The organism is Sphingomonas sp. M1-B02 (genome assembly GCF_026167525.1).
Taxonomy (GTDB): domain Bacteria; phylum Pseudomonadota; class Alphaproteobacteria; order Sphingomonadales; family Sphingomonadaceae; genus Sphingomonas.
Map to the genome: position 1 here is coordinate 1,725,599 of NZ_CP110679.1, position 23,917 is coordinate 1,749,515.

The 23,917-nt window shown below is 60.7% G+C and carries 25 protein-coding genes and 2 pseudogenes; 12 read left to right on the forward strand and 15 right to left on the reverse strand.

The features are described from left to right. Positions 1–325 precede the first annotated feature (325 nt). Both OKW87_RS08255 and OKW87_RS08260 read right to left on the reverse strand, forming a co-directional pair. Complete coding sequence (locus tag OKW87_RS08255; protein WP_265543817.1) at positions 326–679, reverse strand: hypothetical protein; 354 nt, start codon at positions 677–679, stop codon at positions 326–328. Continuing rightward, entirely contained in the window at positions 669–908 is a 240-nt protein-coding gene (locus tag OKW87_RS08260; RefSeq protein WP_265543820.1) for a hypothetical protein, read from the reverse strand. The genes OKW87_RS08255 and OKW87_RS08260 overlap by 11 nt, the downstream gene beginning before the upstream one ends. Positions 909–1,071: 163 nt before the next feature. Here OKW87_RS08260 and OKW87_RS08265 point away from each other — a divergent pair. From OKW87_RS08265 to OKW87_RS08295, 7 genes and pseudogenes are all read left to right on the forward strand, one after another. Next, positions 1,072–1,179 (forward strand): annotated as a pseudogene (locus OKW87_RS08265) (DUF3606 domain-containing protein); the annotation flags it as partial. Positions 1,180–1,675: 496 nt separating this feature from the next. Next, positions 1,676–2,836, forward strand: coding sequence for a GGDEF domain-containing protein (locus OKW87_RS08270; RefSeq protein WP_265543822.1), 1,161 nt, complete (start codon positions 1,676–1,678; stop codon positions 2,834–2,836). A 342-nt stretch (positions 2,837–3,178) separates the two neighbouring features. Further along, positions 3,179–3,535, forward strand: coding sequence for an iron chaperone (locus OKW87_RS08275; protein ID WP_265543824.1), 357 nt, complete (start codon positions 3,179–3,181; stop codon positions 3,533–3,535). Between the two features lie 603 nt (positions 3,536–4,138). Beyond that, a complete protein-coding gene (locus tag OKW87_RS08280; protein ID WP_265543826.1) occupies positions 4,139–4,354 on the forward strand; it encodes a hypothetical protein in 216 nt (71 codons plus the stop codon). Next, complete coding sequence (locus tag OKW87_RS08285; protein WP_265543828.1) at positions 4,339–4,878, forward strand: hypothetical protein; 540 nt, start codon at positions 4,339–4,341, stop codon at positions 4,876–4,878. Before OKW87_RS08280 ends, OKW87_RS08285 begins: the two co-directional genes overlap by 16 nt. 700 nt (positions 4,879–5,578) lie before the next feature. Next, positions 5,579–5,953: a hypothetical protein gene (locus tag OKW87_RS08290; RefSeq protein WP_265543830.1), complete on the forward strand. Its 375-nt coding sequence runs from the start codon at positions 5,579–5,581 to the stop codon at positions 5,951–5,953. Positions 5,954–6,523: 570 nt separating this feature from the next. Further along, positions 6,524–6,874 (forward strand): VOC family protein, encoded by a 351-nt coding sequence (locus tag OKW87_RS08295; protein ID WP_265543832.1) that lies wholly within the window; start codon positions 6,524–6,526, stop codon positions 6,872–6,874. Positions 6,875–6,933: 59 nt separating this feature from the next. Here OKW87_RS08295 and OKW87_RS08300 read toward each other — a convergent pair whose 3' ends face one another. The 4 genes from OKW87_RS08300 to OKW87_RS08310 form a co-directional block, all read right to left on the reverse strand. After that, positions 6,934–7,353, reverse strand: a complete 420-nt coding sequence (locus OKW87_RS08300; protein WP_265543834.1) for a hypothetical protein — start codon at positions 7,351–7,353, stop codon at positions 6,934–6,936. A 108-nt stretch (positions 7,354–7,461) separates the two neighbouring features. Continuing rightward, positions 7,462–7,785 (reverse strand): diguanylate cyclase domain-containing protein, encoded by a 324-nt coding sequence (locus OKW87_RS17540; RefSeq protein ID WP_443025088.1) that lies wholly within the window; start codon positions 7,783–7,785, stop codon positions 7,462–7,464. A 332-nt stretch (positions 7,786–8,117) separates the two neighbouring features. Beyond that, entirely contained in the window at positions 8,118–8,753 is a 636-nt protein-coding gene (locus tag OKW87_RS08305; RefSeq protein WP_265543836.1) for a hypothetical protein, read from the reverse strand. A 90-nt stretch (positions 8,754–8,843) separates the two neighbouring features. After that, positions 8,844–9,113 carry a GlsB/YeaQ/YmgE family stress response membrane protein gene (locus OKW87_RS08310; RefSeq protein WP_265543838.1) on the reverse strand — a complete coding sequence of 90 codons (270 nt, stop codon included), beginning with the start codon at positions 9,111–9,113 and terminating at the stop codon, positions 8,844–8,846. Positions 9,114–9,314: 201 nt separating this feature from the next. Here OKW87_RS08310 and OKW87_RS08315 point away from each other — a divergent pair, with 201 nt between their 5' ends. After that, positions 9,315–10,802 (forward strand): PAS domain S-box protein, encoded by a 1,488-nt coding sequence (locus OKW87_RS08315; protein WP_322740340.1) that lies wholly within the window; start codon positions 9,315–9,317, stop codon positions 10,800–10,802. A 124-nt stretch (positions 10,803–10,926) separates the two neighbouring features. Here OKW87_RS08315 and OKW87_RS08325 read toward each other — a convergent pair whose 3' ends face one another. Next, positions 10,927–11,430 (reverse strand): YciE/YciF ferroxidase family protein, encoded by a 504-nt coding sequence (locus tag OKW87_RS08325; protein WP_265543840.1) that lies wholly within the window; start codon positions 11,428–11,430, stop codon positions 10,927–10,929. An 821-nt stretch (positions 11,431–12,251) separates the two neighbouring features. On the opposite strand from OKW87_RS08325, the gene OKW87_RS08330 reads away from it, so the two are divergent. Beyond that, the gene (locus tag OKW87_RS08330; protein WP_265544063.1) at positions 12,252–13,766 is read left to right on the forward strand and encodes a tryptophan halogenase family protein; all 1,515 of its coding nucleotides are present in this window, start codon (positions 12,252–12,254) and stop codon (positions 13,764–13,766) included. A 353-nt stretch (positions 13,767–14,119) separates the two neighbouring features. On the opposite strand, the gene OKW87_RS17545 is transcribed toward OKW87_RS08330, so the two are convergent. Next, entirely contained in the window at positions 14,120–14,254 is a 135-nt protein-coding gene (locus tag OKW87_RS17545; RefSeq protein ID WP_443025089.1) for a YciI family protein, read from the reverse strand. A gap of 289 nt (positions 14,255–14,543) precedes the next feature. Between OKW87_RS17545 and OKW87_RS08335 the strand changes: the two are divergent. Further along, positions 14,544–15,046 (forward strand): annotated as a pseudogene (locus OKW87_RS08335) (IS5 family transposase); the annotation flags it as partial. A gap of 289 nt (positions 15,047–15,335) precedes the next feature. Here the strand turns inward: OKW87_RS08335 and OKW87_RS08340 are convergent. The 4 genes from OKW87_RS08340 to OKW87_RS08355 all read right to left on the reverse strand — a co-directional run bounded on the left by OKW87_RS08340 (position 15,336) and on the right by OKW87_RS08355 (position 17,784). Next, entirely contained in the window at positions 15,336–16,208 is an 873-nt protein-coding gene (locus OKW87_RS08340) for a mechanosensitive ion channel family protein (RefSeq protein ID WP_265543842.1), read from the reverse strand. 392 nt (positions 16,209–16,600) lie between these two features. Next, positions 16,601–16,774, reverse strand: coding sequence for a DUF892 family protein (locus tag OKW87_RS08345; RefSeq protein ID WP_443025090.1), 174 nt, complete (start codon positions 16,772–16,774; stop codon positions 16,601–16,603). A 387-nt stretch (positions 16,775–17,161) separates the two neighbouring features. Continuing rightward, positions 17,162–17,416: a hypothetical protein gene (locus OKW87_RS08350; RefSeq protein ID WP_265543844.1), complete on the reverse strand. Its 255-nt coding sequence runs from the start codon at positions 17,414–17,416 to the stop codon at positions 17,162–17,164. Between the two features lie 98 nt (positions 17,417–17,514). Then, a complete protein-coding gene (locus tag OKW87_RS08355) occupies positions 17,515–17,784 on the reverse strand; it encodes a hypothetical protein (protein WP_265543846.1) in 270 nt (89 codons plus the stop codon). Positions 17,785–18,405: 621 nt separating this feature from the next. Here OKW87_RS08355 and OKW87_RS08360 point away from each other — a divergent pair. Together OKW87_RS08360 and OKW87_RS08365 are read left to right on the forward strand one after the other, a co-directional pair. After that, a complete protein-coding gene (locus OKW87_RS08360; RefSeq protein ID WP_265543847.1) occupies positions 18,406–18,669 on the forward strand; it encodes a hypothetical protein in 264 nt (87 codons plus the stop codon). A 110-nt stretch (positions 18,670–18,779) separates the two neighbouring features. Further along, positions 18,780–19,856, forward strand: a complete 1,077-nt coding sequence (locus tag OKW87_RS08365; protein ID WP_265543849.1) for a glycosyltransferase — start codon at positions 18,780–18,782, stop codon at positions 19,854–19,856. On the opposite strand, the gene OKW87_RS08370 is transcribed toward OKW87_RS08365, so the two are convergent. The 3 genes from OKW87_RS08370 to OKW87_RS08380 are packed head-to-tail and all read right to left on the reverse strand — an operon-like array spanning position 19,790 to position 23,912. Then, complete coding sequence (locus tag OKW87_RS08370) at positions 19,790–20,701, reverse strand: glycosyltransferase family 2 protein (protein WP_265543850.1); 912 nt, start codon at positions 20,699–20,701, stop codon at positions 19,790–19,792. The genes OKW87_RS08365 and OKW87_RS08370 overlap by 67 nt on opposite strands. After that, a complete protein-coding gene (locus OKW87_RS08375) occupies positions 20,698–21,789 on the reverse strand; it encodes a hypothetical protein (RefSeq protein WP_265543852.1) in 1,092 nt (363 codons plus the stop codon). The genes OKW87_RS08370 and OKW87_RS08375 overlap by 4 nt, the downstream gene beginning before the upstream one ends. Next, positions 21,786–23,912: an HAD-IIB family hydrolase gene (locus OKW87_RS08380; protein ID WP_265543854.1), complete on the reverse strand. Its 2,127-nt coding sequence runs from the start codon at positions 23,910–23,912 to the stop codon at positions 21,786–21,788. The genes OKW87_RS08375 and OKW87_RS08380 overlap by 4 nt, the downstream gene beginning before the upstream one ends. Positions 23,913–23,917 lie beyond the last annotated feature (5 nt).

Below are 23,917 nucleotides of genomic sequence, written 5' to 3' on the forward strand. Positions count from 1 at the left end.
CACGGCCATGAACGCCGACGTGCCGAGAAATCTAATCCATGTCCGCCGCGACGTGAAGACGCCTTCATGCATCCCCGTTCGAACTGTTTGTCCGCCACGCGGTCCCGGTTCTCACTCACTAGATGAGCCAGCGTCGTTCGGCTTGGATGCAGATCAGGTCGGCGAATGGATTGCCAGGGATGCCGTCAGTCGTGTTGACGCTCTCAAAAGCCAGCATCAGTTACATCGGCGAAGATGATCGCCACGACAGCCGAGCACCCTCATCGGTGAGGGCCGAGATCAGGCAATCGAGCGGGGGGCTACTCGCATACCGCGAGCCTAGCTTCTATCCGTCGAGTTTCAATACCTTCGTCTTGGAGTTGCCTATCATCTCGAACCAGACGGCATATGTCGTGTTCGCCACCATGTGGCGGTTGAGATCTGGTGCCCCGTCGGTCCACCATACCGGCCCGCGTTCGCCGAGCGCGCGTTTTGCTTCATCCACTGCGGAATGCGCCTCGCTCTCTTCTGCTGAGTCTTTTGCCCGCTTCGCTTTTGCAACCGCCCGCCGTGCATCCATAAGCTGATGGACGAGCCGATCGCGTTCATCGGGATCTAGAGCTGGATTAGCCAAACGCCATAATCGGCCCCGAACGACAAAATAACGACCGTCGGGCGTTACCGGATGTTCACGGAGCAACGTATGGATACTCAGCGCGAACCAACGCGACTGCCTGCTCAATTGTATGAATGTCGCGGTCGCTCGCCTTAGGCTCGATGCCCCAATTGCAGTGTAGGTTCAGGTGGGTAGGCAACTTCTCGACAGGGCCAATGGCTCGCTCCCAATGCGCCCGGTTCTCGCCCGCCGCGCCCTCCAGGTGGGTAACGAGCAATTCGCGCATCGCGATCGGGGTCATGATAATGGCCATCGCATCGTGACTCTCGTGCGCCGAGTCGCGTTCCATTCAAGCCGGCAGGAAACTTTCGCCGAGGACAGGGTTTCACTCGCAGAGAGGAGAGGACCATGGCCGACAAATTAAGTGACGTGGGGTTGCCCGACCGTGACCCGATCGCGATGGGGAGGAGCATGAGGTCCGTTATTGGACCGAGGCTTTAGGCGTGTCGAAAGAGGAGCTTCAGCGTGCCGTCGATGCCGTCGGCAATTCCGCCGAGAAGGTCCGCGAGTATCTGAAAGCTTAACGACACGATGAATAGACACGAACGCCGGGCCGCGATGGCAGGCACCAAGCGGGTGACGGCCAGCGCGTGTTCATGCTGCGCGCCCCAAGCAGTCAGCGGGGACTTGGGGAAGGCCCAGGCATACAAAGCAGCGCACGAAGCGACCAGCCCGACTGCTGGCACTAGCGCTGGCGCGGCCACGAGAATGGAAGTGCTGGCATCGACCGATACGCTTCCGCCACCTGAGATTCGAAAGGATGACCCTCCCCGGTTCGACTAATTGTTGTCGGTCCACGCGGGAGGGGCGAGGTATGATCGAGCTGACTTTGCGCCTCGGCGATTCCATCGCTTGCGCTGCTCCCGGTATGAAGTTCCCAGCATTTATTTTCGTCTGAGCCGGCAGAGCCAGTCGACAGCAGGGCGTAAAAATCGCTCGTTTCCCCGCACCGGACAACTACGGCCCGAAGCCGCACGCAACGTTAACGTCCCGCGACTAGGCTGAGAAAAGAGGCCTCAAATGTTCGATCTCTCGAAGACCTTACCGGAAGGCACCTACATCGTAGCCGTGCGCTCGCTGTATGCGACGCTCACGCCGAGCACGATCATGGCGGTGGCCTTTCTAGGCGTTGGCACCCATGTCGCGCTGGAGGCCCGAGACCAACTCCTCACATTGTTGATAGCGATCGGCGGCGTTGCCGTGGTTGCGCGGCTTGGCGCGCTACTGAAATATCGCGCAACCGCGTGCGGCCTGGCGTTGGATCTGCCCTCGGCGCGTCACGTCGAGCGGCTGTTCGCGATCCCCTACCTGGCGTTCGCGGCGGCTTTCGGGGCATTCAGCGTGCGTGCGTTCCAGGTCGCTAGCGTCGAAGCGCACATGCTCGTGATCGGGCTGGTGTTTGGCTACGCCGCGGGTGTTGCCGCAGGAATCTTCCTGCGTCCATGGATCGCGCTGCCGAGCCTCGCGCTGGCCGTGATCCCGACTTGCGCGGCAGCATTGGCGACGCCAGATCCGACCTACATGGCAACCGGCGCGCTGTTGCTCCTGTTCTTGCTCGGCGGCATTCATAGCATGATGCGCAACTATCGCTTAGCGACGACCGAGATCACCTCGCGCGCGGCATTCGCGACCCTTGCGCGCGCCGATGCACTAACCGGCCTCAAAAACCGTCTATCTTTGCGCGAAGCATACGACATGGCGGTGGATAGCGCCGGCCGCGACGGACTGCTGGTGTTACATTGCCTTGATCTCGACCGATTTAAGGCGGTCAACGATACCCACGGTCATCCTGTGGGAGATGCGCTCCTCAAAGCGGTGTCGGACCGGCTACGATCCGTGCTGCGCGGAAGCGATGTTGCGGCCCGCGTTGGAGGTGACGAGTTCGTTATTCTTCAGAAAGGAGCCCAGCACCCCGGCGAAGCAGAGCTCCTCGCGCGCCGAGTTGCACGCGCGATAGCTGAGCCTTATTCGATCCTCGGGCATTCGCTCTTGATCAGCACCAGCGTCGGTTATGCACTATATCCGCAGCACGGCCGCGATCTGGACGAACTCATCGTTCGCGCCGACGAAGCGTTGATCAGCATTAAGCGCTCGGGCGGGGGCGTGGCCTCTTATGAAGCAAATACAAATTGCGGAGTGAGGGGCGAAGTGTGGGAACATCATAATTCTCTAATCGCATAGTCTGAGCTTTTATAAGAACTTAGCGTTCGGACTAGGATGCCTTACATTAGAGTATGACGCCTGAGATTAGCGCAGTTTCAGAATCTGAGCGCACAGTTGACAAATCCTGAAACGATTGCGGGTGGAAAGTCGACATTGAAGCCAACGCTTTTCTCGGAGTCTGTGCGCCCCGATCCCGGACGGTCGGCCAGCCCATGGGCCATCCCGAAAGCCACCGTTAGTTTAGCCGATTAACTGTGGTTAGCCAGGAGTAGTTGGGAGTGGGCGGCTTTTGAATGGACCTGTTGGGTCCGTAGCCACTGCGCCGCTTGCGCGGGCACGTCAGATAGCCGATAATATGGGATGACCGCGTTTGCCGATCATGATGCCTACATTGCTGCGGCTCCTGAGGCACTCCGGGCGCAGCTAAGGTTTGTTCGCGCCCAGCTTGCGCTAACGCTTCCCGACGTGGATGAGGTCATCAAGTATGACATGCCAGGGTTTGGCTCAGCGGGTGTAATTATCGCAGGCTATGCGGCCTTTAGCAAACAGTGCGGCTTGTACGTTCAAAAAGGTGCGATCAGCACGCTCTTAGGCGATATAGTCGCAGCCGGTCTCAAGGCGTCCAAGGCGGGTGTCACATTCTCGCCAAACAAGCCTATTCCGGCCGAACTGATCGCTGCACTCGCTCTTGCTTCGCGTAAGGAACTGGCCGTTTGAGTGGTTGGCTTTAGACTTGCCTGCAGAACTCGAGAAGCCGCTGGCTGTGGAGGCCACGGAAGATGACAATGGGACACTCACAATTTGATCATGCCATGCATGCCGGCGTGCGTGGAACGTTGGTAAGGCGGGCGGGAGCCTCTCTGGGCGGCTTGGTTCCAAGCAGCCCCCCTCCGTCGCGAGCTGAAGGCCCTATAGAGTAGCTTGCGCTTAGTCACTCCGAGTTGCGGTGCGAATTGGCGACCAGCCGGCCAAATCCCTGGCGGGAAGCAACTCGCTCGCTTAGCTTCTCTATCATCCGCTCCGTCTCAGCATGCCGGGGGGTTGCCCTCATCGAAGCCGTGCGTAGACGCGGCCACCTTCGCTTGAGAGGATTGCCGAGACGCTGACGGCAGCCGGGATCACCTTCACCGCTACCAGCAACGTGTCACGTGATGGCGGTGAAGGCGTCCGCTTCTCGCCCGCTATGGCCAGCCATAATCATCGCGACGATCTGCCCAGCGCTTTAGGCTAACCCCAGGCCGAAACACGCTTGCTCAATGTTCGCGCATTGTTCTAGCTTAACGTCCGCGGTCAGCCGCGGTGATTCGGAACTGATGGAGCTTGAGCATCGAGCATGATTTCCGGCTGCGTGCGGCGCGCGCGATATACGAAGCCTGCTATCCAACCGAGGATTGCTTCCCCGTGGAGTTCGACGAGGCCGAGCATTTCAGGATGATCCACTATCGCCAGGTCGTCGGTGCTGCACAGCAGGCGCGCGCTCTCCTAGCCGAGCAATTCAGCCATCTCGCGCTTTCTAAGGAGTGGGCGACCGCCTGAGCCGGATGGTCGGCCCGCCCAAGTCATTATTCGATCTTCATCGCGTGGAAGCACAGGTGCGGGTTTCGTGCCGGAGTTGCCGGGCGAGCGAAGTGTGGGAGTTGGACGCGCTTATCGCCGAGGTGAGGAAGAACGGCGGGAGTACCGACTGGCGGGCCGCTCACCATGCGGTCAAATGCCCGCAGCATTGCCCAGCGCCTCGAATTGATTTGGTTGCCCTACCATTCGGCAAGCAGCGTGCGCGGCGACAGGCGCACCGGCACGCCTTGGTCAACCTCTCCCTGCAGATCCTTCGTGAGGCCGCGCACCGCTCATCTCGAGAAGCGGTGGGCACGCTTGAGGTCCGTCTCGCCCTCCACGTGCTGCGGCCGTTCGTGAAGGATCAGCAGCTGCTTACTGAGTTCTGGAACGCTGCGACGATCGAGCCGCAACACCCTTGGACCAGCTGCCACCTGCCTTATCGGTGGATCGCACAGCGGCTGATCGACGTCGGTGCGCCCGTCGAGGAGGCAAATCGGCCTTGATCTTTTTCTCTTCGGACCTGGCATCGTCGATATTCGACCGAGTGATGTCCGGCGGACGGTGGAGCGCGGAAGTGGCGAAACCGCCGTCGGCGTTTGACGCTTCGTTCTTTATGGAACGTCTTTCCGTCTCGCTGACTGCTATTCTAGCCGTTGCCCTTACGCTCGCTGCTTGTTCCTCCGGTTCTGATGGGCCTAGCGCGGCCGCTCCCAGGCCCATCGGCATCGCTCGCCGCACCTAGTATACTCGTCCATGCCATCGGCCAGGACTTGCGATGCTATATCTGTCATGTTTCCGACGGCCCGCAAGGAGTCTTCGCCGACCAACCCGATTTTTGGTCTGCCGATTCTCGTCTGCACGTAGGTAGGCGATGTTGAACGCGACCACGAGATAATTGCCACCGCGAGATACAAGCGACCAACCTCATTTAGCACTCCTGACAATAGGCACTTCGGCTAAAACGCCCTCAGCGGCTCCCGGTGGCACTGTTCTATGCCGTCTGCGGCTTCCCGAAGCCCCCCCCTCTAATGGCGGTCGCGGACCAAACCAGCGATTCTGGAGCAGCTCACTCAGGCTCTCAGCTCCGTAAGAAACCGGAGCGTCCTGGCGGCGAAGCGCTAACCCAACAAGAGCTACTTCAGCTCCATGCAAGCGCAGTTTACCACCGTTGTCGATCGCGCCACTGGAATGCTCCGAGTGACCATGGGCGGCTTCTTCAGCCACGCTGATGTCGTAGAATTCGTGCACGATTTGAATCTCAATCTGGATCGCTTGGGCCGTGGTCCAAACGAACATTTGATGCTGTGCGACGTGCAACGCATGAAAATCCAGACACAGGACGTCGTTAGACTTTTTTCGTCGGTCGTTGGCGCACCGCGGCTCCGGTCGAAACGGTTAGCTTTCGTCACGGGATCATCGCTGTCGAGACTGCAGGCTAAGCGGTTGACCAACCGACCCGGTGTATCGTTCTTTAGTGATCTCGCATTGGCAGAGGAATGGCTGCTCAACGACTCCGGCCGAGACCTAGAAGCGGCAAGTACCCCCACAGGACCTGCCAGTTCCAATAGCTTCGTCTAGGGATCGTCGACCGTCTGGAGCTATCCGGCATAGTCGGCTTTTGTCACCATATAGCGGTTGAGGTCAGGCGTCCCGTCGGCACACCGGACTAGCCCCCGCTCGCCCAGCGCGCTTTGCTTGCTTGATCCACTGCCGCATGCGCTTCGCTCTCCGCTGTCGGGCCTCCTGAACGCCTTGCTGACGAGATAGCCCGGCGTACCTCCATGAGCTGGTGGACGAGACGACTCTGTTCCTCTGGATCAAGCGCTGGATTGGCCAAGCGCCATAAGGGTCCGCGAACCACGAAATAACGATCATCGGGCCTTACGCGAGTTGCATCATAGCGGTGCTCAAGCGCCAGTGCGGTAAAGGCATGGACGATGATGCTCCGAGTGCGTGATGTCCGAAGATTGGCCGCTGAAGGATTGTCCGGCATGTGCCGACTTTAGCAGCGTCGGTCGCGGTTACGAGGCATGACTTGCCGGACTTCTTCTATGCAGTCCGCTTCGGTCGCGCCGGCGCCCTTTGGCGCTCGCCAAATCATGCGGGAGGGATCACATCGTGGGGAACCTAGATTTGGAGACCCGAAGCATGGATCATCGTGCGGTTGCGATCATACCGAGTAGCGATCTGGACGCGAGTGAGGCGTTCTACCGACGCCTGAGGTTCACCGTCGTAAGCGACTACGGCGACTATCGGATCCTCGAGGATGGCCAGGGATGGCATCTGCACCTTACCCATGCGCCCGGGTGGCCGAAGAACATCGAGGACAACCCGTTCGGGCTTTACCTGTATGTCGATGACGTCGACGCGATGGCCGCAGACGTCCACGACCTAATCATCGAAGAGGGCGCACCGCACACCAAGCCGTGGGGAACATATGAGTTCTCCGTCAGCGATCCCAGCGGGATGCTCGTTCGCATCGGTCGCCCAAGCCACTAGCCGTTGCTGTCGGCTTCCAGGAACCTCAGGTTAGAGGCTGAAAGTCCGCAAGTGAGCCATTAGCGACTTGGCAAGCTCCGGTTAGGTACGGCCTGTTTCAACTCGACTCGTAGAAGCCGAAATGGTGCCTTCCCCAGATTTTTGACCGCATGCGCCCCTTGACGCGCGACCCAGATCGCCGGGGGCGGCGCGCCACCGGGCAGATTGGTCCGCCCTGTTTCGACCAGCGTTCCATCGCTCACGGCGTAGCTAATGTCGATGGCAGGTTGCGCCGACTGGATATGCAGCACGCTTGGCCAGCGGTGCTCATGAACGTTCTCGGTTTCGCCCGGCGCGACTTCGACCTGCAATACCCGAACCTGCTCGTTCTCTAGCAGGACACGATGGTTCCCAGGGGCCGCTACGACCGCATCGAGATCGGGCTCCGAAGAGCTCGAAACGCTCATTGCCAAAGCTAATGTAATGAACATGATCTTCATATGCGCGGACCCTCAGCGGCGAAGATGACAGATCGCCGGAATGGCCGCAATCGGGTCGTCACCAGCCCGACCGATTCTAGCGGGGCGCGATCACGGCAGATCGACCAATTATGGGTGGTATCGTACATAACCGACGCTGGTGCTGATCAAGAGCGAATGCCCGACGATGGAATAAGGCTCAGCTATCGCGCATGCAATCCGGCGCGCGAGCCGCTCTGCTTCGCCGGGCTGCCGGGCTCCTTTCTGAAGAATAACGAACTCGTCGCCTTCAACGAGGGCCGCGACATCCTCGGCACTGCCTGCAGCCGAGGAGCGAACTGCCAGCCGACGACTCACGCGAAAGACCAGGCGCCAGAAAGCCAGGTGAGCCAAACCCAAGCGGGCAACGAAGCGAGATCGCAACCTTTCCTCGTCGGATCGGGGGATGCTCACGACCGAACTCGCAGAAACGACGCTACCCGAGCACTGATAAGAATCTTCCGATCACAATCGAGATGCGTGACCACCTGCGGCAGGAGAAACCGGTAACTTGGAAGCCTTACTATCTGACGGCTTAAATTGGGAGCGAACCTACAAGGAGAGGGCTTGATCGATATCTCAGCCGTTTCGCCGTTAGAAGCTAAGAGGCATACCAGGCCTGTAGGGCCCGTCGCCTCAGGAGGCGCATCGTCGCGCGTTGATCTACAAGATAAACTCGGGCCGATGGGTCGATTGATGAAAGGCGGAGGCACCTAGGTGGTGGCGCCTCCGCTCTCGGGCAGCGCTTAGATAGTTGCGGACCGGGCTCGCGCTGCGGAATGACCGCCATTGCGATAGAGCACTTCTTGCGCCTGTTCGCGATCGAGGCCGCTAGCGTTCGCTGTAACTAAAACCCCACCGCCTTTCAGACGGTCGCCGTAATAGGCGGCATCGTCATCACTGACGCCGTGCTTCTTGAGAGATTCGTTAAAGGTGCCTGCAGCGGCGCCTGCAACTGCGCCGATTGCCATGGCCTCCGGGACCACGGTAGCTGCGATGGCGCCGAGGGCCGCCAGAGGACCAACGCCGGGGATCGCGAGGGCTGCGACGCCAAGGCCCGCACCGAGTGCGCCGCCGCCGAGAATGCCTCGGAGGACGTTTGAATGTTCCTCGTCGGTTATTTCACCGCCACCTTCGCGCGTGGTCATCGTGCCTTTTGCTTGTGCGATGAGTGACAGGTCGGCATCGTTGACGCCCAACTTGCGCAGTTCCGAAACCGCATGCTGCGCTTCTTCATTGCTGTCGAAAATTGCTGAGATGACGCCAGGACTGGCGACGCCTTGCGTAATGCCATGGGCACTGGTCCCTGCATCGACCGCCCGATCCATGTGACCGCGGTTCTGATCGTCGAAGCCGAAGGTGCCATTTTGATTGTTATTCATCGATTCTCTCCTGGATTGTCGATTTACGAAGTAAGATGCCGAAGGATCTATAGGGCGGCTATGCTCGGCCTTCTCCAGCGACCTGGCTGATCAGCGAACCGAGCCACGACGGACCAAGTTGATGATGCCCAGCAGGATGACCGCGCCAACCAATGACACGAGGATCGACTGGATGCTGATTTCGCCACTAGTGATCGGCGCGCCGCCGATCAGCGGCGTGAGGATGAAGCCGGCGAGCAGAGCGCCGACGATACCGACGACCACGTTGAGGAAAATGCCCTGCTGCCCGTCGGTCCGCATTATGAGGCTCGCAAGCCAGCCGACTATACCACCGACGACGAGGAGAATGATTATTCCCATATGTTGCTCCTGCTTTTGACCCTGCAACCAGCGGGTTGCTGGTCTTGGAACGTCAACGCGGGGACAGCTGGAAGTTTCATGTGGGCGCGTGGTCCGCGAGTTCGGACCTAGTTAGTTAATACCAATAGCGTTGGTGCAGTTCTTTCTGCGCCGACTGCGTGCTGACCCGGAACTCGAAGCCTCTCAGCGCGCTGTGTTGGCATGCCCTCCCCTCAAAAGCCCCGAGCCGCTTCGCCGACGCTCCAGCACCTTCAGCAGCTCGTTGCGGGAATGACAGCGGGAGTAATTTTGGTGGATCCCGCCGGCGCGATACTAAGCGCCAACGGCGCGGCGCTCAAAATGCATGGGGTGAGGAAGGCGAGCGAGCTCGGCGCCACCGCCGACGACTATTGCCAGCGTTTTTGCCTGCGTCATCGAAACCATCACCGGTTGGATCGGCGTGACTATCCCATCATGCGCATGCTGGCGGGCGAAAGCTTCCCGGACATGGTTGTCGAAGTGTCGCCGCTTGGCGAGAACGAGCCACGTTGGACGCATCAAGTGCATGACGTGGTTATGGATGTCGATGGTGGCGAGCCGGACTGCCTTGCGCTCGTCATTCAGGACGTTTCCGAGCGGTACGAGGCAGAAGCGCGCTTCGAAGCAATGTTCCAGGCCAATCCTGCACCCGCCGCAATCGTTCGGTTGTCCGATCAGCGATATGTTCGCGTCAATGCCGGTTTTCTCGAACTGATCGGCCGTTGTCGCGTCGATGTGCTCGGGCGCCATCTACGCGACATAGACATCCTGGCGGCAGCGCAGAGAAGCGAACATGTTTCCGAGCGGCTGGCGAACGGTGCCCCGATACCGCAGGTCGAAGCCGAATTGCCGACGGCCGACGGCGGTACGCGCCTAGTATTACTCGCAGGCCAGCCCATCGAGCTCGCCGACGAACGCTGCATGCTCTTCACTTTCGCCGATCTAGAATCGCGACGCCGTGCCGAAGGGGCATTGCGAGACAGCGAGGAGCACTTTGCGACGGTGTTCCGACTAGCGCCCGTAGCGATGGTCGTCACGACGGGTGAGGACAACCGGATCATCGAGGTGAACGATGCCTTCGGCAGACTCTCGGGCCGCAGCTCCGCTGAATTGCTTGGCCGGGTCGCTGATGACATCCAGCTTTGGAGCGACGCCGGCCAGCGGCGCGACGTAGAGGCCGACATCGGGAAACGAGGCGGTGCGCGTAACCAAGATGTTCGCGTTCTCCCTCGCGATGGCGACGCGATCGATTGCCTCGTTTCTGCCGAGGCAATCAAGATGGGCGGGAGCGAATGCGTCGTCTGGTTGTATCAAGATATCACTGCGCGGCGTCACACTGAGCTCGAACTGGCCGATGCGATTGAGGCGGTTATGAATGACGCCACATGGTTCAGTCGCTCGATCATGGACAAGCTCGCGACGCTTCGCGGCAAGTCAGGTCCGACCCCTACAACCGACGGCGCGCCGTTGAGCCCGCGAGAGCGCGAAGTGCTGGAGTTGATCTGTCAGGATAAGGACGACAGTGCGATTGCCGAAGCCTTGGGCCTGTCACCAAACACGGTGCGCAACCACATCGCACGGCTATATGCCAAGATCAGAGTAAATCGCCGAAGTGCCGCCGTCATCTGGGCACGAGAACGCGGTATTGGCAGTTCCAGCTTGGTAGGTTAGCGTCCATTAGGTGCGCTCGGTTTGCCGTTGAGGCTTCGATATGCGCACCCAAAACGTGAAGCAACGGGGAAATTAACTCCAAGTAAATGCGCCGGGTGCCGTACATACGGCACCCGGCGGGATACTATTCGTCCTCTGCGTCGATATTGACGTTAGTTTCGGCCAATTTCGTCATATACTCGTCGCCGCCGTAAATTTCCTTGGTCGCTTTATCGAGCGCTTTCGCTGCCTTGGTCAGACCGAGCGTCCCCGCAAACGAGGCCGCGGTGCCGAATCCCGCAATGCCATAATGGCTCATACGCTGATATTGCGCGATGATCACAGCGTCGAGAACTGGGCCCTTTTCGGGTGCCTCTTCAGTGGTGTGCTTGATCGCCTCGGCGACCAATCCCTCCATCCCCTTGCAATGTTCCTTTTTGACCTTCTCGTCCGAGTCAGCCAGCAGGCCCTTCAGCATCTCTGTATGCTCGGTAATTCCAGTTTGCGACTTCGCAAGCATTTCCTTCAGGGCCGGGTCGCTGACTTTCGTGGCCATCTTCTTCAAGACTTTTGCCATTTGATCGTTGGCCGACCATAGGTCCTGAAGTTCGCCGGTGTAGAGATCGTTTAGATTTTCGGGAGCCGACATCAGCATTCTCCTGCTGGGCGCAGCGGGGGTGCTACCAACCGCAAACGGGGCGCCAGCTTCCAAGTTCCTTGGGAGCCAACACATGCTCGACGTCAATCGTGGCGATCTATCCTGCGGGCATGCCGCAGCTGGACGGCGGAACGAGAACGACGTGTCGGACCCCTCGGCATCATGTTCAAGGGAGGAGCCTGGACCCATCGTTGCGCGCGGAAGAGAGCATAACATCACTATCGACCTGATTTAGACCTCAGACATCCAACTCGCGCCAGCGCCTCGTCATTGATGAACGGATATTCGAATTACGGGCAGAGGAATCGCGGTTCGAACGTCCACTTGTGGATCTTTGCGACTCGACCACCAAACTAAGCCAATGTCCGCTTTCCGCGGCCTGACGCCGATAGCTGCCGGTCCGCAGACGGCCCTAGACCTGCCACACGACAAGGCGCCCCAGAAGCATCATTCTCAGGATTGACCCTCGATCCCGAAAGCGGTCACTTAGGGTGCTGGGCATATCCGCTTTATAATGCGTCGGGCGCAGATCCGGAGGGAGGGCGAGGTGATCCATGGACAAGATTAATTTTGCCGCCAGCGTCGCGAAGGCGCCCGCGCATTCTTTGTCGAGCGCTTTAGCATCGATCCGCAGCCACGCCATCCGATGCCCTCGCGGGCTATTCACCGGGCGCCGCAGTTTTTGCTTGGCGAGCGACGGAGAACGATGATGCCACTGATATGCCTGACCGTGCGCTGCGCAAGCGTTGCTGGTCTTCTCGTCGGCCCGGAGCGCTTTCAACCGCGCTCGCCAACCTGAGTATGATAGCGAAATGAACGTGAAGGCGCCTTCTGGCGAGCGGGTTGTTAAGCGTGTCGTTGTTGCTGGAGGCGGCACGGCCGGCTGGGTGACGGCGACGGCACTCGCGCGGCATCTGGGACCGCTATTAGATATCACCCTGATCGAATCTGAGGAGATCGGGACGATCGGGGTTGGCGAATCTACAACGCCTACCTTCCGGGGCTTCCACAATCTCATGAAGATCAAGGAAGAGCATTTCATGTCTGCCGCGCAGGCAACGGTGAAGTTGGGGATCGAGTTCCGAAACTGGGCGCGCGTGGGGGACCGCTATATCCACCCCTTCGGGACCTATGGCCGCCGCTGGAGCTGGATGGCGGACTTTCACCATTTCTGGCTTCATGCCCATGCGCAGGGCTTTGGCGGCGAGCTGGGCGAATACTGTCTGGAGACGAGGGCCGGCGAGGCCAACCGGATGTCTCTGGGACCACCGCTGGCGCCAAGCTATGCCTATCACATCGATGCCGCGCGATATGCGCGGTTTCTGCGAGAGTTGGCCGAGCCGGCCGGCGTGAAGCGCATCGAGGGCAAGATCCGCAATGTCGAGCTGGACCCCGAAAGCGGATTCATCGAGGCTCTGGTGCTGGAATCCGGCATACGCGTCGAGGCCGATCTCTTCGTCGATTGCACCGGCTTCCGGTCCTTGTTGCTGGGTGACGCACTCGGCGTGGAATTCGAGGATTGGGGTCACTGGATCCGCACCAACAGCGCGGTGGCGGTACAATCGACATCGGACGGGCCCGAACAGCCCTATACCAGCGCCATCGCGCATGAGGCAGGGTGGCGCTGGCGCATTCCGCTGCAGCACCGCGACGGCAATGGTTTCGTTTTCGCCAGCGATTTCATGTCTGCCGACGAGGCGCATGCGCGGCTGCTCGCCGAGATCAGCGGAGAGCCGCTGTTCGAACCTTGGCTGATCCGTTTCAAGACGGGGACCCGCGCCAAGGCATGGCATAAGAATTGCGTGGCATTGGGGCTGGCGGGCGGTTTTATCGAACCCCTGGAGTCGACCAGCATCCACCTGATGATGGCGGGCGTCACGCGGCTGATCGAGGACTTTCCCTTTCAGGGCTTCAACCCCTCCCTACTCGCCTATTTCAACGGCAAGTCGCGGCAGGAGTTCGAGAATATTCGCGACTTCATCATCCTCCACTATCATGTGACCGAGCGCGACGACTCCGGCTTCTGGGACCATTGCCGGACGATGGATCCGCCCGACAGCGTCAGGGAGCGGCTCGCCTTGTGGGAGGAAAATGCTCGCGCCTACCAGCTTCCGCACGAGCTGTTCCGCGTCGACAGCTGGGCGGCCGTCCTGCTCGGTCAGCGCCGACAACCGCGTGGGTATCACCGTCTGGCGGAGATGATGCCCGAGCAGCAGCTACGCAACGAGCTGGCACGGATGAAACGTGAAATTGATGACCTGGTCAACGACATGCCCAGCCATCCAGATTTCCTCAGCCGATATTGCCCGGCAGCAATCCCGGCGTAGGCGGTTTGCCAGTTTCACAGGGATGTGGCCGGGTGCCTTCGGGAGCTCAAACGGTCTCAAAGGTCGCGCTCGCACGGGGAAAGCCGCCTGCGGGGACTCGGTCGAGAAAAGGACGTTTGCCGGAACGCTCACATCACTCACGATCAGCGTTGGCTAAGACCCGCCGGCAGGTGTTCGTCTTCGGCTCATCGCCCTGTCGATCCGGCGAGATCAGCCGTGACTGGCCGCGGGACGAGATCAATGACCAAAAGCCCGGCGGCGGAATGCCAGCCCCGAGGGTCCGTGCCGACGTTATCGCCCGCCTGCCCTGCTCAAGAGCAGGAAATTGGCGCGCGCGCATCAATCCAGACCGCTTATCGGTCCACCGGTCTCATCGCGGCAATACGATATGACCTGACCGAAACCAGTTCCAAGACCCCGGCGGTCACAAACGGATCAGATCTTGCGATGCTCTCGGCCGCGGTTTTGTCGGGCGCTTCGAGAATCAATCACCATGCTGCCGATCGGCCGTCCATCATCGCTCAAGACGGGACCTGCCAAGGCGAGGCATCGCCCAGGCCCTTGCGGCAGGCTATATGGTCGTCGCGATGCGCCGCGCGCACCTGCGACTCGCCGATATCGCGATACTCGACCAGGAAATGCGGCGTGTTGTTTTCCTATCCGTTCGTCCGGTTCGGCATAAGCGAGCTAATAAATTCCCAAGGTGATTTCGCCTGACTAGGTCGTGAACCCATAAACGGGATTCCCAGGACGGCGCATTTCTGATTCACGGTCGGCATGAGCCGATACGACCTGACCGATTTCGAGTGGCGCGTGATGGAGCCACTGTTGCCCAACAAGCCGAGAGGCGTGCCGCGTGTCGACGATCGCCGGGTGTTGAACGGCATCTTCTGGGTGCTGCGATCGGGCGCGCCATGGCGCGATTTGCCCGAGCGTTATGGGCCGCGCACCACCTGCTACAATCGCTTCAGCCGATGGCGCAAAGCCGGTGTATGGGACCGCCTGATGGATGCCATCACCGCGGCGTACGACGGCGATATCCAGATGATCGACAGCACTTCCATCCGGGCGCACCAGCAGGCTGCGACGGCAAAAAGGGGGATCGAGATCATTGTCTCGGTCGCTCCCGCGGCGGCCTCACGACAAAGATCCACGCCGTCGTCGATGCCCAAGGTCTCCCGGTCAGGCTCGGCCTGACAGCCGGCCAGGCCCACGACGGACCCGCTGCGCTCGGCCTGCTCGATCGCCTCAATCCGCGCACCATCGTTCTGGCCGACAAGGCGCCTCTGGCTCCGCGCTTATGAGTCTACGCCCTAACATGGGCCTTGCTGCTTCAGAGTTTACTGAACGAAGGTCTATTTCACGACTGCCGGGCTTGAAACCATCCGGTCTGCTGTCAGCGCTTCCCTTAACCCGCCGGTGGTTCATATGCGCGCAACGGCTCTATTCACGGACATCTGGTTGCACCGATGTAGGGATGGTTTGGTTGCAAGATCCTACTGACTGGTTCAGCTGTCACGGGCTCGAAAGCTTTCGACGAACTCTTTGCGCTATTGCCTGCATAAGCCTTCAGTCCGGTTCCACTTTCGCCTGAGACTGATCTGAAATGATTGCCGGCTTGATTGGTGCCTGGCGCATTTGCAACTCGCCTTTGCTCATCTCGACCGCATGCGGATAGGGCATTTCGATCCCTTCCCGATCAAATGCCTCCTTAACTGCCTTGATCATGTCAGCACGATAATCGAGATAATTATTTGTGCCGACCCAAACCCTAGCAGACACGTTCACCGAGAAATCGCCTAGGCTTTCTACCCCGAACCAGGCCGACGGAGTGTCGAGGGCCCGACGGTCGGTAGTCATGATTTGGTGCAAGACCTCTATCACTTTGTCGAGGTCATCCTCGTAGCCGACCCCGAAAATTATGACGCATCGACGCCGCCCGTGGGTGGTGAAATTAATAATAGGATTGGATACCGCCTGTCCGTTCGGAACCAGAATGCGCCTGTCATCCAGCGTCGCCAGCTCAGTGAAGAACAGGTTTAAATCCGTAACCAGTCCTTCCTTTCCGTTGATTTCTACGAAGTCTCCGATGTGATAGGGGCGTATCAGCGCAACCATGATCCCGGATGCGACATTCCCCAAGGTCCCCTGTAGCGCCAAGCCAACTGCCAGTGCACTCGCCCCGACTATAGCGACGAGGCTGGCAGTCTGAACTCCAAACATCTGGAGCACGACAATCACGACGACGATGATGATAACGTACCGCACCATTCTGGACAGAAATGTCCCAAGCGTGCTGTCTATTCTTGGATTCTTTACCGTCTGCTTTTTTGCGAACCGCGAAATAAAGAACGCAAGCCAGATGCCGACGCCGAGGACTGCGCCAGCGTAAACAATCTTCAGTCCCCATACGAGGGCGACGTCTTGGAAGGTTCCACTCATTCGCTGCTTAACCCCTATCTAATGCATTATGTCCGTCTATTGCTGGCGACCAAGCAGATCGGGTATGAGGCCGGTTTCCGATCCGGGTTAAGGACCCAACACTCGTCAATCCATACGCGATGTGCAGCACTCGCCGCGAATTACCAAAACCCGCTTTTCTGCTGTTGGCCTGCGAAAACCAAAACAGGGCAGGTTGCGACAATAAGCTGCAGGTCAGGGATGCGCGCCATAGAGGCAAACAAGTCGGATTCCGGATTTCTCCTCGACAGCAGACCTTGCGGACGCCTCGCCACGGAGCTGGGTGAGATCAGAATCTTTTACAATCTGACCTCATCGGGGCACGCCGAAGATGCGAAGATGCCGGACCGCCTGAAACGGCACCCGGCGAAAGGTCACGAGTCTTCTGCATCGACGTTGACGGTCATCTCGGCTAGCTTTGTTACATATACGTCGCCGCTGTAAATTCCCTTCGTGGCTTTATCGAGCGCTTTGGCCGCCTTTTTCAAGCCGAGCGTCCCGGCAAAGGAAGCGGCGGTGCCAAACCCGGCGATGCCATAATGGTTCATGCGCTGATTTTGCGCGACAATGACCGCGTTGAGAAGCGGGCCCTTTCCGGGGCTTCTTCAGTCGTGTGTTCTGCACCGGCTTTCACTCGAAGTTTCAGTTGATCGTCCGGTGAAGTCAGCGACCTTGCGGCTCTGCGATCGTACCTTCCCGCCGGACCCAACTGGTGGACGTTGGAAAGCTTCGATGCGTTTGCCCGGAGATTGCCACGGAGGCATACCCAAGGTCATTTTTCACATGCTCCGCGCTCGACCCGCGACACGATGCGGATGGGCATGGCCTAAGCGCCAGCTGCCAGAGAAATCGAGAGGGCCGGGCTAACCCCCGGCCCTTTTCGTCTCTGACGGCAATCATCCGATCCGCCCATCCTGCCCGTCATTTCGCGTCCTCTAATCAAACGGGATAGGCTGGCCGGAATCTAGCTGGATGCACTTGAGAAAGGAAAGCAATGCCATAGCGTTCGACCAGTCCATCCGCGCCTGTTGGAACGGGTATGTCTGATCGTCAGTCCGATACTGGAATTCCACAAATTCGGGACGGCCCCGCCAATCAAACGATACTTGGGCGCCAAGTATATGATCCACGTTCACGATCGGGAGAGGCTCGGCAGATCCCATCCATTCGCCGTAAATTTTGTCCGCCATGGGGTTCTCCGAATCGTTCTTCGTAACCTGCAGTCGGAAACGTGTGCCTGTCCAGTGACCCCCTGACGGCGGCAACCCGCCCCACCCCTCGCTGCCCGCTAGTTCCGGTCCCTTGGATCGAGCGGAAAAGGTTGGCCAGAGTCTAACTGGAGAGACTTTAGATAGCTGAGCAACGCCAGGGCGTTTGACCAATCCATCCGCACCTCCTGGATCGAGAGATCCTGATCGGCCGTCTGATACTGGAAGTCCACAAACTCAGGACGCCCGCGACAATCGCACAAAAGTTGGACGCCAAGTATTTGATCCGCATTCGATATCCGAAGCGGATCAACAGAGATCAGCCATTCCCCGTAAATCTTCTCAAGCATCGCCCCCTCCGACTCGCCACCTTAAGCCTGCTCCCGGAAATGAGCGCTTGTCCAGTTACAACCGTGACGGCGGTAACCGGCCCCGTCCCACAATCTACCGTGCCGCAATGGCCGAGATCGTTGTCCCCTCCGCTTACGCCATCTGCAGACCTGAAGCTGCCTTTCCGTTTTCCACCCAATTGTGGTCGTTCGGGCGCATCCCCTTTCTTCATAGAAGCGGTCAACGCTTCCCTGCCAGAAACGCCGCTATCACCGGTTGGTTAGGGCATCGGCCGATCAACTCGGCCGCGATTCGTCGAACACCATGCTCGGTCGTGCGATGAAGTCGAATGGAATGTCGCAAGTCTCGAGGCGCGCAACCGAGCAAAAAAATGTTGCTCACGTTTGAGAGAGTGATTTAGCGAAGGTGTAGCCTTGGAGCGCCTCACACCGATCTGCATCAGGATGTCGGTGCAAAATCGCCATTCATCTGCGCTTGCCGTACGCCGTCATCGATCAGCCCCAAAGGCGACAGATCCAAGGTCGACGGCCGTTTGCGACGAGACTCGGCCTCACGGGGTATGTACCCGGAAGGACCCCCGGGGCGTTGTCGATGTCTGCGACGACACGGTAGGAACTAGAATGACGACATACCCATTGAGCGAGCCGGCCACGATTCGCGCAACCGGCGCACCTGACGCGTTAGGGCGGGGCACGCTGGAAGAGTGCACCGAAGTCGTTGCCGGTCTTTCGCCGGAGATGCAAAAATCGGCATCTATCGAGATGGATGGCCTCGACCTCAAGTTCGGACCGCGGGAAATCGGGGAACTTCTGCGCTTCCTGCGGGAGGAAAATGCAGGACTCTCGAACAACGAAATTACGGAAATCAAAACCGCCGATTCTTGATTGGTGACCGATGATTTTTATTGAGGCCGCACCCGTACTCGGGGCGACTCAGCATGTTCCACGACAAGTAGCGGGTTATTTTCATGGATCGGGCTAGGCTGAGGATCGCAGTGATCGGTCATCTCCGCCATCCGATCGCATCCCCGTTCATGGGCGGGATGGAGGCGCATTGCCACCAGCTCGTCTCGGCCTTGGTCGCGCGCGGACATTCGGTCACGCTGTTCGCGAGCGGCGATAGCGATCCGGCCCTGCCGCTCCATCCGATCGTCGAACGGCATTACGACGCCGAATTGCCATGGGCCCTTTGGAACAGCACGCCGCGCCTGGCCCAATTCCTGTCGGGCGCGTTCGAATGTGCCTGGGCGGCCGTGACCGCGGGCGAATTCGATGTGGTGCACAACAATTCGATGGACCCTGCCCTCCACCATTGGGCACGCCGCGACCGGCAGCCGATGGTGACGTCGCTGCACGTGCCGCCCTTTGCTACGCTGTTCTCGGCACTCTGCGACGAAGCGGCGCCCTGGGCGCACCAGACGGTCACCTCCGAGGCGCATCTGGCAAGCTGGTGGGCCAACCCGCCCGCGACTGCGTCGGTGGTGTATAATGGCATCGACACGGACCGCTGGACCTTCCGACCGAACGGGAACGGCCGTGCGGTCTGGGCCGGTCGAATCACCCCCAACAAGGGCACCGCCATCGCGCTGGACGCCGCAAAATACGCCGGCATTGCGCTGGACGTGATCGGCCCTATCGATTGCTCGGAATATTTCCAGGCAGAGGTCGTGCCGAGGCTCGACCAGGAGCGAGTCTATCACGGCCATATGCAAGGCGCCGAGCTGGTCCGGATGGTGGGCGAAAGCTCGGTGCTGCTGGCAACCCCGACTTGGGACGAGCCCTTCGGCCTCATCGCCGCGGAAGCGATGGCCTGCGGCGTCCCAGTCGCGGCGCTGGACCGGGGAGCCTTGCGCGAAGTGATCGGCGCGTGCGGAGTGCTGGCGAGCGATGCGCGTTCGCTCGCCGATGCGATCGTGGCGGCGCGCCGGATTTCGCGCGCAGCATGCCGCCAGCGTGTCGAACAAGCCTTTTCGATCCGATCGATGATCGAGGGATATGAACACGCTTATGCGGCGGCAATGGCCGGGGCGCGCGCCTCGAGCAATGCGAGCACGGTGGCGCTACTCGCATAAGGCTGGTGGGACTGCTGGCGTGTCAGCGCCAGGTCGTCGTCGCTGACCTGCCGCACCTGCACCAGCTCGCCGTCGCGCAGCTCGACCAGGCCCATCAGCGTGAATGCGCGCAGCCAATGCTCCATCGTGAAGTGGCCCCATTTGTCGCGGAAGCGGGTCGCGTTGGCGATCACGCTGTCGATATGGTGCACCGGCGGCATGTGGTGCGGATGATATTGGTGGAAAGCGCGGGCGCCGCGGCACCATTTGAAGGCAATACCCGCGGTCCTGACGATCCTGCCGAAATCGGTATCCTCGCCGCCATAGCCGACATAGCCCTCGTCGAACCCGCCGATGCGCAGGTAGGTCGCGCGCCGGATCGCGAAATTGAGTGACCAGAAGCAGCGATAGTCGGTGCACTCGCCGAGCGGCTCCGCCGGCGGGCCCGACCGTTCGGAATGTTTGACGCCGTCGACGCGGAAGCGATCGAAGTCGAGCCCGTGCTCCGTCGCCCCCGCAGCAAGATAGAGAACCTCACCCATCAGCAGCGCGTCGACGGCATCGAGCTGCCGCGCGTAATCGGCAACGAACGCGGGATCGGGAATGCAGTCGACATCGAGGAACAGCAAGTGCTCGCCGCGGGCAGCATGGGCGGCGGCGTTGCGCGCCGTAGCCAGCTTTACGCCCGTCGCGCCGAGCGTGATCTGGCGGATCGGAAAGCCCGTAGCCGGCAGATCGTACCGCGCCTCCTGCATCACGCCGATCACCAGCTCGTCGGGCTGGTGTTCCTGGGCGTTGAGGCCATGGACCAGATTGACGAGGTGCGCGTCGCGGCCATGGGCCAGCGTGCATATCGAGACCGTCATGCGCGGCGCTCGGCAAGGCCGTTGAGCCAGGCGGCGACCAAATTTGCCGCCGATCGGTCGACAAGTCCCTGCTGCCGGTCGAGATCGAGAGCAGCGGCGCGTTGCCAGGCGGCGATCCAAGCGTCGGCATGCGACGGCCAGTGATCGAGCATGACTGCGGCTCCGGCCCGATCGAGCATGCGTGCCTTCCAAACTTGTTCGTCGAAATAGCGCCATTCGGGCACGACGATCCAAGGCCGTCCGATAGCTGCGACCATGTGCACTGTTGTATTGCCGGTCGACGACACGATCCGGTCGGCCGCGGCGATATAGCGTTCAGGCGAATCCACCCAGCCGCGATGCTCGAGATTGCCCGGGGCGGTGGCATGCCATTCATGCTCGACCGCCCCGATCGTGATCCACAGGCTGTCGGGCTCGGCGCGCGCGCCCAGCGTCAGCGGCGTACTCGGCGTCCCGCTTCCACCGCCGCCGGCGATCACTACGACGACCTTGCGATCGAGCGGGATACGCAGCCGCTCGCGGGCTTCCTCGCGCGCGAGCGGTTCCACCGCGACGCCGACGCCGGGAGCATAGAAGGTCTTGGCGAGCATCCAATCGGGCCGGCCCGGCTGCTCGAGCACCTCGGCATAGGGTGCCATAATGCCGAGCGCGGATTCATAGGCGGCCATGTGCCCGATATCCGATCGATCGCCATGCTGGAGGACGCTGACGCACGGCACAGATGCGATCCGCGCCAGCTGCGCGAGTTCGGCGGAGACGTCGGTCACGAACAATCCCGGGCGTTCGGCGTCGAACCATTGCGCGAGCGTGGCGACGGCATGCGTGATTCCCGGCCATCCGAGCGGTGCGCAGTGCAGGTTCGGCGGGGTCCGCGCGTTCGCCAGGCCGAGATCTTCATCTCCCCTCGCCTCGAACAAGGACGGAATCTCGCGCACCGAGACGTGGTCCGCGAGCGGCGGGAAGATATCGTCCTTCGCGCAGAAAAGGACGACCGGGCACTCCTTCGCGACTGCATTGGCGATCGCGGCAGCCCGCTCGGCATGGCCCCTGCCCTGATGATGGACGAAATAGCCGATCGGGCGGGTCATGCGGCGAGCGTCTGGGCGAACGTGCGCATGCCTTCGACGATACCCGCGGCATGCGGTTGGCTTGCGACATAGATGCTCGGACGCCCGACCAGCGGCGCAAGCTCGGCGCTGAAATTGGCGACGAGGATCCCGTTGCGGCAGGCGGTCAGCATGTCGAGATCGTTGCCGCTGTCGCCGGCCGCATAGACATGGTGGAGGTCCACGCCCATCGCGCCCGCGACCCAATGCATCGCGGCACCCTTGCCGGCGCGTTCGGGGACGATATCGAGCAGGCGCTCATGGCTATGGATGACGCGAACCGGCAGCGACGCCACTGCGTCGGCGACCGCGGCGATCGCCGCCGGATCGGTCGCGAAATAGCTACGCTTGTGCCGACGCTGCTCGACCGGCGGCTGCGGCTCGACGCCTGGCATCCCGAGGATCCGCCGGTCGATTTCCTTGCCATCCCAGGCGGCGTCGATATGGCGCGCGAACGCAACATCCTGGATGAGCCGGCCGCCCCGACGCCAATAGATTTCGGTGCCGACGGACGTGATCAGCACCTCCGGCACGGGCAGCTCCCAGTGACGCAGCAAGCGATCGGCCTCCTGAAGCGAGCGTCCGGTCGCGATCCCGAACGCCAGTCCGGGTTCATTGGCGAGGAAACCCGACATCCCGCGGGCCGCGACGGCGCAGCCGGTCAGGGTATTGTCGATATCGCACAACAGCAGACGGGACCGGCGCGGAAGCATGGGCACGACCGCGGCCAAGTTCGTCGCGATCTCGATGAACCGTGCGGCATAGCCGTGCCAATCAAGCTCGCTGGCGTTGGCGATGCCCGCCGCCGATGCCCGAGCCCATTCGGCCGGATCGTCGAGCAACGCCCGGATCGCGGCCGCGAATTCGGGCGGATCGCGCGGATCGGCGACGCGGCCATGCTGGAGCCGCGCGACGATATCGACCGGGCCGCCATGGCAGGTAGCGACGACCGGCAATCCGTGCAGCGCAGCCTCGGTCAGCGTCAGGCCATAAGGCTCATTCAACGCCGGATTGACGAACACGCCGCGGGACTCGCGGGCCAAGGCATAAAGCGCGGCGATGTCATCCTGGCTATGGCGCTTGGGGAGCGCGACGCTGCCGTACAGATCGTGGCGGTCGATCGCGGCTAGCAAGCCGCCGATCACTCGCTGCTGCTCAGGCTCGCCGCTGTCAGGCGCGTGACGCAGGCCGGCGATGATGACCAGGTTCGCTTGCTCGCATAGATTGGAATGCTGCGCGAACAGATCGACCAGCCCCGCCAGATTCTTGCGTTCGACCGGTCGCGCGATCGCCAGGATCATCGGCCGGTCCATGTTTCGCAGAAACGGCGCGAGCAGATGGCGTGCGCGGTCGGCCGTGGGAATTCCGGCGCCGGGCAGCCCGGCACCCGGCGGCACGCAATGAATCTTTGCCGGGCACGCCGACGGATAGAGCAGCAGCTGTCGCTCGGCCTCGTCGCGTGAGGAAGCGATGATCGCGTCCGACGCGGCGATGGCGCGGTCCTCTTCGGCGATGCGTGCGGCAAGATGCGGCTGCAGCTGACCGCTACAGGCCAATTTGTCGATGCCGAGCGAATGCGCGGTGTAGATAAAGGGTATCCTGAACACCCGCTTGACCTGTGCCGCGACGTCGGCAGCGTCGGCGAAATGGGCGTGGATGACATCGGGGCGAGGATCCAGCCGCTCGATATAAGCGATCAGCGCGGCCGCGAAGGCCGGGCGATCGGCAGCATTGGCTTCCTTGCTCAGATAGGCACGATTGTCCGTGTCGAGACGGCGGATCGTCAGTTTCGGCGACACCTGCTCGAGGGGATTGGCGTAAGCCGGGCCGAAATGCGTCTCGTCGATCAGCCGCGTGACGATTTCCACGTGCGTCACATCCGGCCGTTCGGAAAGCGCTTGGGCAGCGCCGAGGGCATACGTAATGTGCCCACCGGTATCCTCGCTGATACCGAATTCTACTGGCGGGCCTTTGAGGCAGCCGCCGAGCACGATCGACAGGACGAACACCAGCCACAACTCCAATATCGGTCTATTGGACCGGGTGATCCTCGGTGTTTGAACGTTCCGTTTGGGCTGGAGTTTCGTAGGCAAGTCAAGGATCATGCCTG

Coding starts and splice junctions, on each gene's coding strand:
- OKW87_RS08260 (WP_265543820.1), bottom strand. CDS start 908: ATGGCCATTATCATGACCCCGATCGCGATGCGCGAATTGCTCGTTACC.
- OKW87_RS08270 (WP_265543822.1), top strand. CDS start 1,676: ATGTTCGATCTCTCGAAGACCTTACCGGAAGGCACCTACATCGTAGCC.
- OKW87_RS08275 (WP_265543824.1), top strand. CDS start 3,179: ATGACCGCGTTTGCCGATCATGATGCCTACATTGCTGCGGCTCCTGAG.
- OKW87_RS08290 (WP_265543830.1), top strand. CDS start 5,579: ATGGGCGGCTTCTTCAGCCACGCTGATGTCGTAGAATTCGTGCACGAT.
- OKW87_RS08295 (WP_265543832.1), top strand. CDS start 6,524: ATGGATCATCGTGCGGTTGCGATCATACCGAGTAGCGATCTGGACGCG.
- OKW87_RS08300 (WP_265543834.1), bottom strand. CDS start 7,353: ATGAAGATCATGTTCATTACATTAGCTTTGGCAATGAGCGTTTCGAGC.
- OKW87_RS08305 (WP_265543836.1), bottom strand. CDS start 8,753: ATGAATAACAATCAAAATGGCACCTTCGGCTTCGACGATCAGAACCGC.
- OKW87_RS08310 (WP_265543838.1), bottom strand. CDS start 9,113: ATGGGAATAATCATTCTCCTCGTCGTCGGTGGTATAGTCGGCTGGCTT.
- OKW87_RS08315 (WP_322740340.1), top strand. CDS start 9,315: ATGCCCTCCCCTCAAAAGCCCCGAGCCGCTTCGCCGACGCTCCAGCAC.
- OKW87_RS08325 (WP_265543840.1), bottom strand. CDS start 11,430: ATGTCGGCTCCCGAAAATCTAAACGATCTCTACACCGGCGAACTTCAG.
- OKW87_RS08330 (WP_265544063.1), top strand. CDS start 12,252: ATGAACGTGAAGGCGCCTTCTGGCGAGCGGGTTGTTAAGCGTGTCGTT.
- OKW87_RS08340 (WP_265543842.1), bottom strand. CDS start 16,208: ATGAGTGGAACCTTCCAAGACGTCGCCCTCGTATGGGGACTGAAGATT.
- OKW87_RS08345 (WP_443025090.1), bottom strand. CDS start 16,774: ATGAACCATTATGGCATCGCCGGGTTTGGCACCGCCGCTTCCTTTGCC.
- OKW87_RS08350 (WP_265543844.1), bottom strand. CDS start 17,416: ATGGCGGACAAAATTTACGGCGAATGGATGGGATCTGCCGAGCCTCTC.
- OKW87_RS08355 (WP_265543846.1), bottom strand. CDS start 17,784: ATGCTTGAGAAGATTTACGGGGAATGGCTGATCTCTGTTGATCCGCTT.
- OKW87_RS08360 (WP_265543847.1), top strand. CDS start 18,406: ATGACGACATACCCATTGAGCGAGCCGGCCACGATTCGCGCAACCGGC.
- OKW87_RS08370 (WP_265543850.1), bottom strand. CDS start 20,701: ATGACGGTCTCGATATGCACGCTGGCCCATGGCCGCGACGCGCACCTC.
- OKW87_RS08375 (WP_265543852.1), bottom strand. CDS start 21,789: ATGACCCGCCCGATCGGCTATTTCGTCCATCATCAGGGCAGGGGCCAT.
- OKW87_RS08380 (WP_265543854.1), bottom strand. CDS start 23,912: ATGATCCTTGACTTGCCTACGAAACTCCAGCCCAAACGGAACGTTCAA.